A 13,597-nucleotide genomic window follows, 5' to 3' on the forward strand; every position below is an offset into this window, starting at 1 on the left:
AATGAGTAGGGACGTTTTATGGAACCATTAATTATCAAACTAGGCGGTGTACTGCTAGATAACGAAAAAGCGTTAACACGTTTTTTTACAGCACTACAAGAATATCGTACTAGTCATAGTCGTCCATTAGTGATTGTTCATGGTGGTGGCTGTTTGGTTGATTCTCTGATGAAAAAGCTGCAATTGCCCGTTGTTAAAAAACAAGGCCTACGAGTTACCCCCGCCGATCAAATTGACATTATTACTGGCGCGTTGGCAGGAAGTGCCAATAAAACATTGCTGTCATGGGCCACACGCTTTGGTTTAAATGGTGTCGGACTTTGTTTGGGCGATGGTCAATTAGCCAAAGTAACAAAAATTAGTGATGAACTAGGTCATGTGGGAAATGCTGAACCTGGCTCTCCTGAGTTATTAAATCTATTACTGAATGCAGGGTATCTCCCGATTATTAGTTCTATAGGTGTGAGCATCCAAGGTGAACTGATGAATGTTAATGCTGACCAAGCGGCAACAGCGATTGCTGAAACCTTAGGCGCAGATTTGGTGTTGCTCTCAGATGTAAGTGGCATTTTGGATGGTAAAGGACAAAAACTCACAGAAATATCTGCCACAAAAGCGCAAGCATTAATCGACCAAGGCATTATCACCGACGGCATGATTGTTAAAGTTAATGCTGCGTTAGAAGCGGCAAAAACGCTTAGACGTCCTGTTGAAATAGCCAGTTGGCGTCACGCGGAAAAACTGACTGATTTATTTAATGGTATGGCGATCGGGACACGTATTTTAGCTTAAACACAACCACATAACGCTTTGTATATTGGCGAAATAAACACAATTGAGAATAAAGGTTATCACTATGACAAAAGGTATTAAAAAAATTGTACTGGCATATTCAGGTGGTCTAGACACATCGGCTATCATCCCTTGGTTAAAAGAGCATTATGACAATTGCGAGGTGGTTGCGTTTGTTGCTGATGTGGGACAAAGCCGTGAAGATCTGGAAGGTGTAGAGCAAAAAGCATTGGCGTCAGGGGCCAGTGAATGCTATGTGGTTGATTTACGAGAAGAGTTTATTAAAGACTATGTGTATCCAGTATTAAAAACAGGGGCATTATATGAAGGGAGCTATTTGTTAGGCACTTCAATGGCACGTCCTGTGATTGCGAAAGCACAAGTTGAATTGGCGTTAAAACTCGGGGCTGATGCCTTGGCGCATGGCGCAACAGGTAAAGGTAATGACCAAGTTCGTTTTGAAAGTACTTATACCGCACTGGCACCGCAACTTAAAGTGGTTGCACCTTGGAGAGAGTGGGACTTGCGCTCCCGTGAAGCCCTACTGGATTATCTAAAAGTTCGTCATATTCCAACCACGGCGACACTTGAGAAAATTTATAGTCGTGATGAAAACGCATGGCATATCTCAACAGAAGGCGGAGTGTTAGAAAGTCCATGGAATGCCTCTAATGAAGATTGCTGGGCATGGACGGTAGATCCGAAAAAAGCCCCTGATACACCTGAACAGGTTTCTGTAACGGTAAAAGCAGGTGAAGTGGTTGCTATCAATGGCAAAGCTCAATCCCCTTATGAGTGTTTAGCTACATTAAATACGCTAGGTGTAAAACACGGTATTGGTCGTATTGATATTGTGGAAAATCGTCTGGTCGGTATGAAATCTCGCGGTTGCTATGAAACCCCAGGAGGCACCATTATGATGGCGGCACTGCGTGGTGTTGAGCAACTGGTTTTGGATAGAGATGCTTTTAAATGGCGTCAACAGTTGGGTTTAGAGATGTCTTATGTTGTTTATGACGGTCGTTGGTTTACGCCAATTCGGGCTTCATTACAAGCTGCTGCTGACTCGCTGGCAACAGAGGTAAATGGCGAAGTGGTGTTAGAGCTTTATAAAGGCCATGTGAATGCTATTCAGAAAAAATCTGACAACAGCCTCTACTCGGAAGAGTTTGCCACCTTTGGTGAAGATGAAGTCTATGATCACAGCCATGCAGAAGGGTTTATCCGCCTATACTCTTTGCCATCACGTATTCGGGCATTAAGTAAAAAGAAATAAGGTGAGACCAATAAGAGTGATGTGACAAAAGGCATCACTCTCTACATTTTTATCAAGCATGACTTTTAACAAAGACAAAATAGGATGTGATTATGGCACTTTGGGGTGGACGTTTTAGTCAGCAAGCTGATCAACGGTTTAAACAATTCAATGATTCACTGCGGTTTGACTATCGACTCGCACAACAAGATATCTTTGGTTCAGTAGCTTGGTCTAAAGCGTTAGTCACAGTAGGTGTCTTATCGCAGGATGAACAAGCTCAACTTGAACAGGCACTTTATGAACTGTCTGAGGAAGTAACAGCTAATCCTCATTCTATTTTACAAAGTGATGCGGAAGATATTCATAGTTGGGTAGAGAGCAAACTGATTGCCAAAGTGGGTGATTTAGGTAAGAAGTTGCACACTGGACGTAGCCGTAATGATCAGGTCGCGACAGATTTAAAATTGTGGTGTAAAGAAGAAGTCGCCCATTTACGTCAGGCTATTATTGAATTACAAAAGGCGTTAGTGGTAACCGCTGAGCAAAATCAACATGCTGTGATGCCCGGTTATACTCATTTACAACGTGCTCAACCCGTCACTTTTGCGCATTGGTGTTTAGCTTATAAAGAGATGTTAGCAAGAGATGAGAGTCGTTTAGCGGATGCATTAACGCGTTTAGATGTAAGTCCACTGGGTAGTGGCGCTTTGGCGGGTACCGCTTATGATATTGATCGTGAACAATTAGCTCAATGGTTGGGTTTTGCCAGTGCAACAAACAATAGTTTAGATAGCGTATCAGATAGAGATCATGTGTTAGAGCTATTATCTGCGGCCGCTATTGGTATGGTGCATCTTTCTCGTTTTGCTGAAGATTTGATTTTCTTTAATAGTGGGGAAGCAGGTTTTATTGAGCTTTCAGATAAAGTCACTTCTGGCTCTTCATTAATGCCACAGAAGAAAAATCCTGATGCATTAGAACTTATTCGTGGTAAGTGCGGGCGTGTACAAGGGGCATTAACCGCAATGATGATGACTCTAAAAGGGTTGCCTCTTGCTTATAATAAAGATATGCAAGAAGACAAAGAAGGGCTGTTTGATGCCGTTGATACTTGGTCTGATTGTTTGCATATGGCAACATTAGTGCTTGATGGGTTGCAGGTTCGCCGTCCTCGTTGTGAAGAGGCCGCAAAACAAGGTTATGCCAATGCGACAGAGCTTGCTGATTATTTAGTCACAAAAGGGGTGCCATTTCGCCAAGCTCACCATATTGTCGGTGAAGTTGTTGTTAGTGCAATTGAGCAAGGTAAAGCGCTTGAAGAGTTGGCGCTATCTGAATTACAGAAGTTTAGTAGCAAAATTACCGTTGAAGTTTACGAGATCCTTTCATTGCAATCTTGTTTAGATAAACGATTAGCAAAAGGTGGAGTATCTCAACAGCAGGTTTCTTATGCCATTACTGAGGCCAAAAAACAGCTTAATATGGATGAGTAGTTTTATCCCATTGTATAACTGACAGATTATTCAAAAAAAGCAGGGTGGCTCATGAACTGCCCTGCTTTTTTATGGACGCTTACCGATAATAATAGTTTAATCAATTGATATATCACCATTTATTGATAAAAGATGAAAAAATCACGTTACAATAACGCACGATTGATAGAAAAATTTATCAGTTGTTATATTATCTATAGCTATTAACTATCAGTAATAAGTATGGGATCTGCAATGAATATCCGTGATTTGGAATATCTGGTGGCTCTAGCTGAGCATAAACATTTTCGCCGTGCGGCAGATTCTTGCCATGTGAGCCAGCCAACATTAAGTGGCCAAATTCGTAAACTTGAGGACGAATTAGGCGTTATGTTACTTGAAAGAACCAGTCGCAAAGTACTGTTTACCCAGCAGGGATTATTGCTAGTAGAGCAAGCGAAAACGGTATTACGTGAAGTGAAAGTGCTACAAGAAATGGCATCACTACAAGGTGAGAGTATGGCAGGGCCGTTACATATTGGGCTTATTCCTACTGTTGGACCTTATTTATTACCGCATATTATTCCCGAATTACATAGAAACTACCCTAAGTTAGAGATGTATCTTCACGAAGCACAAACCAATAGCTTATTAGCTCAGTTAGATAGCGGTAAACTCGACTGTGCTATTTTAGCCATGGTAAAAGAGAGTGCCCCTTTTATAGAAGTGCCTTTGTTTGAAGAGCCGATGAAATTAGCTATTTATGATGAGCATCCATGGCATGATCGCAAATCAGTGCCGATGGGGGACTTAGCAGGCCAACGTTTATTAATGTTAGAAGATGGGCATTGCTTACGTGATCAAGCTTTAGGTTTTTGTTTCCAAGCAGGGGCTAAAGAAGATACCCATTTTAGAGCAACTAGTTTAGAAACATTGCGTAATATGGTCGCTGCAGGAAGTGGTATTACACTTTTACCTGATTTAGCGGTACCTCAAGCACAAAAACGCGATGGCGTTTGCTATTTAGATTGTACTTCACCTAACCCATCACGTTCTATTATTTTGGCTTATCGCCCCGGATCGCCTTTGCGTAATCGTTATGAACAATTAGCAGAGACAATCCGTGATCATATGACCGCATTTTATGAGGCTAAGAAAGCAGCATCAAAATAAGCGATTTAAACCATTTAAAGCAGCAACGCGATAGGCTTCCGCCATGGTTGGATAGTTGAAGGTGGTATTAACGAAGTATTCGATAGTATTGCCTTCTCCTTTCTGCTCCATAATTGCTTGGCCGATATGAATTATTTCAGCAGCGCGCTCGCCAAAGCAGTGAATACCTAAAATTTGCTTGGTTTCACGGTGAAAAAGAATTTTTAAGCTACCGACATTCATACCTGCAATTTGGGCCCTAGCAAGATGCTTAAATTGTGAACGACCGACCTCATAGGGGATCTTCATTGCGGTGAGTTGCTGTTCCGTTTTACCCACAGAGCTGATTTCTGGAATGGTATAGATACCCGTTGGAATATCTTCAATTAAATGCGTTTCCGAGGTGCCTGTGGTAAGCGCAAGTGCCGCAATGCGCCCTTGATCATAAGCCGCAGAGGCTAAGCTTGGATAGCCAATCACATCACCTACTGCATAGATATGTTCACAACTGGTTTGATAATGCGCATTAACTGCCACTTGTCCACGGCTATCGGTTTTGATCCCAACATTTTCTAAACCAAGCGTATCGGTATTACCCGTTCTACCATTAGCATAAAGCAGACAATCGGCTTTGACTTTCTTACCGGATTTTAGATGAACAATAACGCCATCATCAACGCCTTCGATGGTGTCGTACTCTTCATTGTGTCGAATAACAATACCGTTATTCCAAAAATGGTAAGAGAGTGCATCTGACATTTCTTGATCAAGGAATGACAGTAGATGATCACGAGTATTAATTAAATCAACTTTTACTCTTAGACCTCTAAAAATAGAAGCGTATTCACAACCAATGACCCCAGCACCATAAATAATGACATGGCGAGGTTCATGCTCAAGGTCGAGTATGGTATCGCTGTTATAAATACGAGAGTGTGAGAAATCAACATCCGGTGGGCAATAAGGGCGAGAGCCTGTGGCAATAATAAAATTATCTGCACTGAGAATATCACAAGTACCATCAGGATAACGTACGCTAATTCTATGATCATCAATAAAAGCAGCTTCGCCTGAATACATCGTACAATGATTACGCTCGTAGAAGCCTTGACGCATTTTAGTCTGTTGACTGATTACCGTGCTGGCTTGGCGTAGTATTTGAGAAAAAGAGGAGTTGATCAGGCGAGATTGGTCGCTATAGAGCGGGTTTTGATTAAACTCGATAATACGACTGACCGCGTGGCGTAGAGCTTTTGAAGGGATAGTTCCCCAGTGAGTACAGCCACCACCGACTTGATCATAACGTTCAATGACGGCGACGCGTTTTCCTTGTTTAACCAGCCCCATGGCCGCGCCTTCACCACCAGGACCTGAACCGATTACAATTGCATCGAAATGAGAATGTTGCATAGGAAGAGACCTGTTTTATACAAAACGACAACGACATATTAACATTAGAATGAATAATAGCCCAATTGACATTAGGGGCATTAGTCACACTTTATTTAGTTTTTTATCTGAATGTGTCGTTATGGATAACGGTACGTACTTATTTTCTGTAAAAATTTGATATATTGGTTATAAACCACATTTGGATTATCAGGATTGCTGTGAGTAATAATATTGGCATCAGAGCGAAACAAAAAGAAAAAACCCGCCGTTCTTTGATTGAAGCAGCTTTTAGCCAACTCAGTGCAGAACGTAGTTTTACTAGCCTAAGCTTACGAGAAGTGGCGCGAGAAGCGGGTATTGCACCTACCTCATTTTATCGTCATTTTAAAGATGTTGATGAGTTGGGGTTAACTATGGTCGATGAAAGTGGACTGATGCTACGTCAATTGATGCGACAAGCACGACAGCGTATCGCTAAAGGTGGAAGTGTGATCCGTACATCGGTTTCTACCTTTATGGAATTTATTGGTAATAATCCGAATGCTTTTCGATTATTGTTACGTGAACGCTCTGGCACATCTGCTGAATTTCGTGCCGCTGTCGCACGAGAGATCCAACATTTTATTGCAGAACTGGCAGACTACCTTGAGCAAGAAAGTAATATGCCTCGCTATTTTACTGAAATGCAGGCTGAAGCGATGGTGACTATCGTATTTAGTGCAGGGGCAGAAGCATTAGATATTGATATTGAAAAACGCCAACAATTAGAAGAAAGATTAGTAATACAACTACGGATGATTGCCAAAGGCGCTTACTATTGGTATCGACGTGATTTAGAAACACCTCTACAAAATAACCCCGAAATAAAGAAAAAAATGCATCAGAAAGGAGATAAATGATGGAACAAAATCGCTGTGAAAAAAGCACACTATTACTTTCCGTAGTTATCGGTGTTGCTTTACATGGTAGTTACTCAACTTTATTTAACCCACTTACTGGACCTTGGTCTATTTTTCCACTGATTAGTTTAGTTCTAGCTGTTTACTGCTTATACCAACGTTATTTAAATCAACCAATGACTGATGGTATGCCTAAGTTAATTTTCTCATTCTTTTTATTAGGGCTATTTGGTTACAATGCTTATTTAAAAACCTCTAACCCTGAAATGGGCTCTAACTTCTTCTCTTCTGTATGTATTGTGATTATTGCTCTATGGATTTATCGTCAAATTAAACAGCGTAAACGTCTACGTGAACAGGAAGAAGACGCTGAGAAAGCATCGCAAGCAGAGCAATATTAATTGTTATCAGCTTTTGGTTGTAAACACAGCGAGATTTTGACACCAGTAAGTGCACTTACTGGTGTTTTGTTTTTATTGGGGTTTTGGTGGTAATTTCTGCTATAACTTCTAAAACTAAAAGTTATCTTTTCTCTAATAACACACCACATTCCATATGATGGGTGTAAGGGAATTGGTCAAAAAGTGCTAACTTGCTGATTTTGTGAGTTTTGATCAGCGTTTCTAAATTCTGGCACAGAGTCTGCGGATTACAAGAGATATATAAAATGCGCGAGTAATTCTTAACCAACTCAACAGTTTTCTCATCCAAACCACTGCGTGGTGGGTCAACAAAAATAGTTTCACATTGGTAATCTTGTAGATTAATCCCTTCTAAGCGTTTAAATTCCCTTACGCCATTCATTGCTTGAGTAAAATCTTCTGCTGACATACGAATAATTTTAACATTATCAATATGGTTCATCGCGATATTATATTGCGCTGCATGCACTGAAGGCTTCGCTATCTCAGTGGCCAGCACTCGTTTAAAATTACGTGCAAGGGCGAGAGAGAAATTGCCGTTACCACAATAAAGCTCTAACAGATCACCGGTTGAGTTTTCAGTGACTGATAGTGCCCATTCCAACATCTTAATATTGACCTGTGCATTAGGTTGGGTAAAGCTATTTTCTACTTGACGATAGATCATCTGTTGACCAGCAACAGGTAATACTTCATCGACAAAATCATTATCGAGCATAATTTTAGTTTTATATGCACGGCCAATTAATTGCACATCAAACCCCTGAGCAATTAATGTTTGGCGTAATGCTGTCGCTTCTTGTTGCCAAGTCTCATCAATTTTTTTGTGATATAACAACGATACAATGATTTTATTGCTTAAGGTTGAAAGATAATCAATTTGAAATAATTTATGGCGCAGTGTTGGTTTATCTTTTATTTCTGCCAATAAAGCTACCATCATCTGATTAATCAGTTGACTCGCCACTGGAAATTGATCAACGCGGATACGCTGCTTAGTCTCTTGATCAAACATAATATGATACAGAGCGTCCTGCTCATGCCAGATGCGAAATTCTGCACGCATACGATAATGTTGTTCTGGTGATGAAAAAACTTCCACATTAGGCGCATTAAAAGGTGCCATCATCTTTTGTAGGCGTTCGGTCTTTTCATTCAGTTGAGACTGGTATGTTTGCGTTGGTAATGAATTTTGCATGGTATCTCGCCTTGTTTTTGGCAGTAATAAAGTTAAGCGAGCGAAATTGTAGAGATCCTCATGAAGATGTCCAGTATTCTTCATGTTCAATTTCTGGACTCAGTGAAGTTGGCATCGTAGCATAGCGATTCGGTCTCCGATATGGAGTGAAAAGGGAATCTGGTGCAAAGCCAGAACTGACGCGCAGCGGTAATAGGATCAAGGATAATAAAAGACACTGCAATGCACCAAAATCAGTGCTGTGGGAAGTCATTATCTTAAATGCTCAGAGTATTTAACCTAGAGTCCGAAGACCTGCCGAACATTTGTCGCATGTAAAATTAAGTACGCGTTTTATTTAATTTTGGCGGCATCCTGCTACTTATTTCTGTTGGATGCAGATTTCATGAATAATAAAAAAGTATTTTTTCTTTCAAGTGTTGTTTTAAGTGTTATGACGAGCAGTTTCAACCTATTTGCACAGGCTGATAATACATTGAGTGTGACTGCTAATCGTTTTCAACAACCTACCTCCTCTATTTTAGCGCCAGTGACTATTGTTGATCGTGAACAGATCGATCGCTGGCAGAGCAATAGTGTGCTTGATGTATTGCGTAGAATGCCAGGGATTGATGTAGCACAAAGTGGTGGTATAGGGCAGATGAGTTCAGTCTTTGTGCGAGGAACTGACTCAAGACATGTATTAATATTAATTGATGGTGTACGTACCAACCAAGCAGGGATTTCTGGCTCTTACGATATGAGTCAACTGCCTCTTTCTTTAGTACAACGTATTGAATATATAAGAGGCCCTCGTTCGGCTGTTTATGGCTCCGATGCGATTGGTGGGGTCATTAATTTTATAACGAAACGCCCAAATGATGGCTTAACGTTAAATGCAGGAATAGGAAGCCATGGATATCAAAATTACAATGGTTCAATACAACAAAAGGTAGGTGAGAGAACCACATTATCTGCGGCAGGTGGATATACTTATACTAAGGGAATACATGCAACGGATGATTCTGTCCCTGTTGCCGCCCCTTTTCATGACAGACATGGATTTATGAATAAATCCTATTGGTTTGGTATCGACCATATTTTTAATGATAACTTTCAAGGCTACATGAAAGGGTATGGTTATGATAATCGTACTACTTATGTTGCATCTTATCCCGGTAATACAGATCAAAGTAAAACTTATAATCGTAATTATGAAGCGGGTATTAAGTTCAGTGGTGATTCCTATTTTAGTCAATTAATTACGGTGTATAGCCAAACTAAAGACTATAACTACATTTCAACAAATGGCCGTGATGGTAAGGGCTCTTCTGTAGATAATTCTAAACAATATAATGTTCAATGGGGGAACACCTTTTTAATTCCAAGTGGCATGATCAGCGCTGGAATGGATTGGCAAAGACAAACGATTGAAGCGAATTCAGCATCAGTACCTCATCAAAGAACAATTGATAATACGGGGCTATATCTCACATCTCAAAAACAACTTAGTTCAGTTATCGTCGAAGGCGCTATTCGTTCTGATCACCACGATGAATTTAACTGGCATACTACATGGCAAACCAGTGCAAGTTGGGAGTTCGTCGATAACTATCGAGTAATTGCTTCTTATGGTACGGCATTTAAGGCTCCTACATTGGGGCAACTTTATGCGGATAATCCTGCATGGAACACAAAAGGTAATCCCAATTTAAAACCAGAGAAAAGTAAGCAGTGGGAAGTGGGCGTTGAAGGGTTAACTCAAGGGATTGATTGGCGTTTATCTCTATATCAAAATGATATTGATAATCTGATTGCTTTTAGAGATAACACTTACATTAATTACAATAAAGCTAAAATAAAAGGTGCTGAATGGGTTGGTGAGATGGATACTGGATCATTACATCATCAATTAACATTGCAGTACCTTGATGCTAGAGATAGTGATAATAATCTATTAAGCAGAAGAGCAAAGCAACAGCTTAAGTATCAAGTAGATTGGAATATCGCAGATATAGATATTGGAATTAATTATCAATATATAGGAAAGCGCTATGATACGGACTTTAACCAATATCCTACGAAAAGAATAAAACTAGGTGGGATAAGTCTTTGGGATTTAACTGCGTCATATCCTATTACATCTCATCTCTCAATTCGTGGTAGAATAGCCAACCTGTTTGATAAAGATTATGAGACAGCTTATGGCTATCGCACGCCAGGACGTGAATATTTCCTCACCGGAAGCTACAACTTCTGATGCACAATCTACCGCTAATCCCACTGTCTTAGTTTTTGACTCAGGGGTTGGCGGTTTATCTATTTATCGAGAGATCCGTGAAAAACTGCCGGATGCTCACTATATCTATGTTTTCGATAATGAAGCATTTCCTTATGGTGAGAAACCTCAAGAGTTTATTATCGAGCGTGTCGTTCGTATCGTCAGTGCTGTCGCGCAACAGCATGAGTTAGCAGCGATTGTGATCGCTTGTAATACCGCAAGTACAGTAAGTCTGCCTGCTTTACGTGCTAAATTTACTGATATCCCCATTGTTGGTGTTGTTCCTGCGATTAAACCTGCAGCAAAACTCACCTGTAATGGTGTGGTCGGCTTGTTAGCCACAAGAGCAACGGTTAAGCGACCTTATACTCATGAACTTATCGAACGCTTTGCGACGGAGTGTAAAGTGCATCTATTAGGTTCAGCAGAGCTGGTGGAGTTGGCTGAAAAAAAACTGCATGGCGAAAAGGTGCCATGCGATGAGCTACGTAGAATTTTAGCCCCTTGGCTTAAAATGAAAGAGCCACCAGATACGGTAGTATTAGGGTGTACCCATTTCCCTCTATTAGAAGAAGAGTTACTTTCTGTTTTGCCTGATGGTACTCGAATTATTGATTCTGGTGGTGCAATTGCAAGAAGAACTGCGTGGTTAGTTGTAAATCAAGATAAAATCAGAGGTTCAAAAGAAATTAGTTTTGCTTACTGTCTTAAAGAAGATGAGTATAGCGAATTATTAAAACCGGTTTTAGCCGATTTTGGCTTTAAAACGCTCAGAAAATTGGCGCTTTAAGTTAAATTTGTTGGAAAATTAAACGGTCGGTAAAAAAATCAAAAAAAAGTGTTGCCAGCTTCACAAAACTCCCTATAATGCGCCCTCGTTGTCACGGCACAGGGCGCTAAGCGAACCGGCTGAGAGAACAAAATAAAAAGTGAAAAGCCTGATAAATTAGCGCTTGACACTGAATGAGGAAGATGTAGAATGCACCTCCTCGCAACAACGCAGAAGACCGGAAACGGCAGCAACAGTTGCACTGCTCTTTAACAAATTATCAGACAATCTGTGTGGGCACTCGCAGAGACGATATCTTCTAAAAAATTAGATGTATCAAGTCTTGAAGAGTGACTAACAAGTTAATTCATATAATGAATAAGCTAAGTTTTCGATTTCTTTGAGCATCAAACACTTTTAATTGAAGAGTTTGATCATGGCTCAGATTGAACGCTGGCGGCAGGCCTAACACATGCAAGTCGAGCGGTAACAGGAGAAAGCTTGCTTTCTTGCTGACGAGCGGCGGACGGGTGAGTAATGTATGGGGATCTGCCCGATAGAGGGGGATAACTACTGGAAACGGTGGCTAATACCGCATAATGTCTACGGACCAAAGCAGGGGCTCTTCGGACCTTGCACTATCGGATGAACCCATATGGGATTAGCTAGTAGGTGGGGTAAAGGCTCACCTAGGCGACGATCTCTAGCTGGTCTGAGAGGATGATCAGCCACACTGGGACTGAGACACGGCCCAGACTCCTACGGGAGGCAGCAGTGGGGAATATTGCACAATGGGCGCAAGCCTGATGCAGCCATGCCGCGTGTATGAAGAAGGCCTTAGGGTTGTAAAGTACTTTCAGCGGGGAGGAAGGTGATAAGGTTAATACCCTTATCAATTGACGTTACCCGCAGAAGAAGCACCGGCTAACTCCGTGCCAGCAGCCGCGGTAATACGGAGGGTGCAAGCGTTAATCGGAATTACTGGGCGTAAAGCGCACGCAGGCGGTCAATTAAGTCAGATGTGAAAGCCCCGAGCTTAACTTGGGAATTGCATCTGAAACTGGTTGGCTAGAGTCTTGTAGAGGGGGGTAGAATTCCATGTGTAGCGGTGAAATGCGTAGAGATGTGGAGGAATACCGGTGGCGAAGGCGGCCCCCTGGACAAAGACTGACGCTCAGGTGCGAAAGCGTGGGGAGCAAACAGGATTAGATACCCTGGTAGTCCACGCTGTAAACGATGTCGATTTAGAGGTTGTGGTCTTGAACCGTGGCTTCTGGAGCTAACGCGTTAAATCGACCGCCTGGGGAGTACGGCCGCAAGGTTAAAACTCAAATGAATTGACGGGGGCCCGCACAAGCGGTGGAGCATGTGGTTTAATTCGATGCAACGCGAAGAACCTTACCTACTCTTGACATCCAGCGAATCCTTTAGAGATAGAGGAGTGCCTTCGGGAACGCTGAGACAGGTGCTGCATGGCTGTCGTCAGCTCGTGTTGTGAAATGTTGGGTTAAGTCCCGCAACGAGCGCAACCCTTATCCTTTGTTGCCAGCACGTAATGGTGGGAACTCAAAGGAGACTGCCGGTGATAAACCGGAGGAAGGTGGGGATGACGTCAAGTCATCATGGCCCTTACGAGTAGGGCTACACACGTGCTACAATGGCAGATACAAAGAGAAGCGACCTCGCGAGAGCAAGCGGAACTCATAAAGTCTGTCGTAGTCCGGATTGGAGTCTGCAACTCGACTCCATGAAGTCGGAATCGCTAGTAATCGTAGATCAGAATGCTACGGTGAATACGTTCCCGGGCCTTGTACACACCGCCCGTCACACCATGGGAGTGGGTTGCAAAAGAAGTAGGTAGCTTAACCTTCGGGAGGGCGCTTACCACTTTGTGATTCATGACTGGGGTGAAGTCGTAACAAGGTAACCGTAGGGGAACCTGCGGTTGGATCACCTCCTTACCTAAGAGATACGTGTTATGTG

At 41.8% G+C, this 13,597-nt stretch carries 10 protein-coding genes, 1 rRNA gene and 1 riboswitch; of the genes, 9 read left to right on the plus strand and 2 right to left on the minus strand.

Annotation, left to right across the window (positions count from 1 at the left end):
- The first annotated feature begins 18 nt into the window (after positions 1 to 18).
- From argB to oxyR, 4 genes are all read left to right on the plus strand, one after another.
- Positions 19 to 792: an acetylglutamate kinase gene (gene argB, locus AACV00_RS06890; RefSeq protein WP_004246388.1), complete on the plus strand. Its 774-nt coding sequence runs from the start codon at positions 19 to 21 to the stop codon at positions 790 to 792.
- 64 nt (positions 793 to 856) lie between these two features.
- A complete protein-coding gene (locus AACV00_RS06895; protein WP_004246387.1) occupies positions 857 to 2,068 on the plus strand; it encodes an argininosuccinate synthase in 1,212 nt (403 codons plus the stop codon).
- A 92-nt stretch (positions 2,069 to 2,160) separates the two neighbouring features.
- Positions 2,161 to 3,543, plus strand: a complete 1,383-nt coding sequence (gene argH / locus AACV00_RS06900; RefSeq protein WP_104459508.1) for an argininosuccinate lyase — start codon at positions 2,161 to 2,163, stop codon at positions 3,541 to 3,543.
- Positions 3,544 to 3,777: 234 nt separating this feature from the next.
- Positions 3,778 to 4,695 carry a DNA-binding transcriptional regulator OxyR gene (gene oxyR, locus AACV00_RS06905; protein WP_004249700.1) on the plus strand — a complete coding sequence of 306 codons (918 nt, stop codon included), beginning with the start codon at positions 3,778 to 3,780 and terminating at the stop codon, positions 4,693 to 4,695.
- Here the strand turns inward: oxyR and sthA are convergent.
- Positions 4,687 to 6,084, minus strand: coding sequence for a Si-specific NAD(P)(+) transhydrogenase (gene sthA, locus AACV00_RS06910; protein ID WP_004246384.1), 1,398 nt, complete (start codon positions 6,082 to 6,084; stop codon positions 4,687 to 4,689). The two genes, oxyR and sthA, sit on opposite strands and share 9 nt — an antisense overlap.
- A 200-nt stretch (positions 6,085 to 6,284) precedes the next feature.
- Between sthA and fabR the strand changes: the two genes are divergently transcribed.
- Both fabR and AACV00_RS06920 read left to right on the plus strand, forming a co-directional pair.
- Positions 6,285 to 6,965, plus strand: coding sequence for an HTH-type transcriptional repressor FabR (gene fabR / locus AACV00_RS06915; RefSeq protein WP_004246383.1), 681 nt, complete (start codon positions 6,285 to 6,287; stop codon positions 6,963 to 6,965).
- Positions 6,965 to 7,366 carry a YijD family membrane protein gene (locus AACV00_RS06920; protein ID WP_004249699.1) on the plus strand — a complete coding sequence of 134 codons (402 nt, stop codon included), beginning with the start codon at positions 6,965 to 6,967 and terminating at the stop codon, positions 7,364 to 7,366. The genes fabR and AACV00_RS06920 overlap by 1 nt, the downstream gene beginning before the upstream one ends.
- 121 nt (positions 7,367 to 7,487) lie before the next feature.
- Here AACV00_RS06920 and trmA read toward each other — a convergent pair whose 3' ends face one another.
- The gene (trmA, locus tag AACV00_RS06925) at positions 7,488 to 8,585 is read right to left on the minus strand and encodes a tRNA (uridine(54)-C5)-methyltransferase TrmA (protein WP_004249698.1); all 1,098 of its coding nucleotides are present in this window, start codon (positions 8,583 to 8,585) and stop codon (positions 7,488 to 7,490) included.
- Positions 8,586 to 8,698: 113 nt separating this feature from the next.
- Positions 8,699 to 8,901, plus strand: a riboswitch (cobalamin riboswitch).
- A 69-nt stretch (positions 8,902 to 8,970) separates the two neighbouring features.
- Between trmA and btuB the strand changes: the two genes are divergently transcribed.
- The 3 genes from btuB to AACV00_RS06940 all read left to right on the plus strand — a co-directional run bounded on the left by btuB (position 8,971) and on the right by AACV00_RS06940 (position 13,575).
- Entirely contained in the window at positions 8,971 to 10,824 is a 1,854-nt protein-coding gene (gene btuB / locus AACV00_RS06930; RefSeq protein ID WP_104459507.1) for a TonB-dependent vitamin B12 receptor BtuB, read from the plus strand.
- Positions 10,769 to 11,635 (plus strand): glutamate racemase, encoded by an 867-nt coding sequence (murI, locus tag AACV00_RS06935; RefSeq protein ID WP_104459506.1) that lies wholly within the window; start codon positions 10,769 to 10,771, stop codon positions 11,633 to 11,635. Before btuB ends, murI begins: the two co-directional genes overlap by 56 nt.
- Positions 11,636 to 12,032: 397 nt before the next feature.
- Positions 12,033 to 13,575, plus strand: a 16S ribosomal RNA gene (locus AACV00_RS06940).
- Positions 13,576 to 13,597 lie beyond the last annotated feature (22 nt).

It is taken from the genome of Proteus sp. G3927 (assembly GCF_963894685.1).
Lineage (GTDB): Bacteria > Pseudomonadota > Gammaproteobacteria > Enterobacterales > Enterobacteriaceae > Proteus > Proteus mirabilis.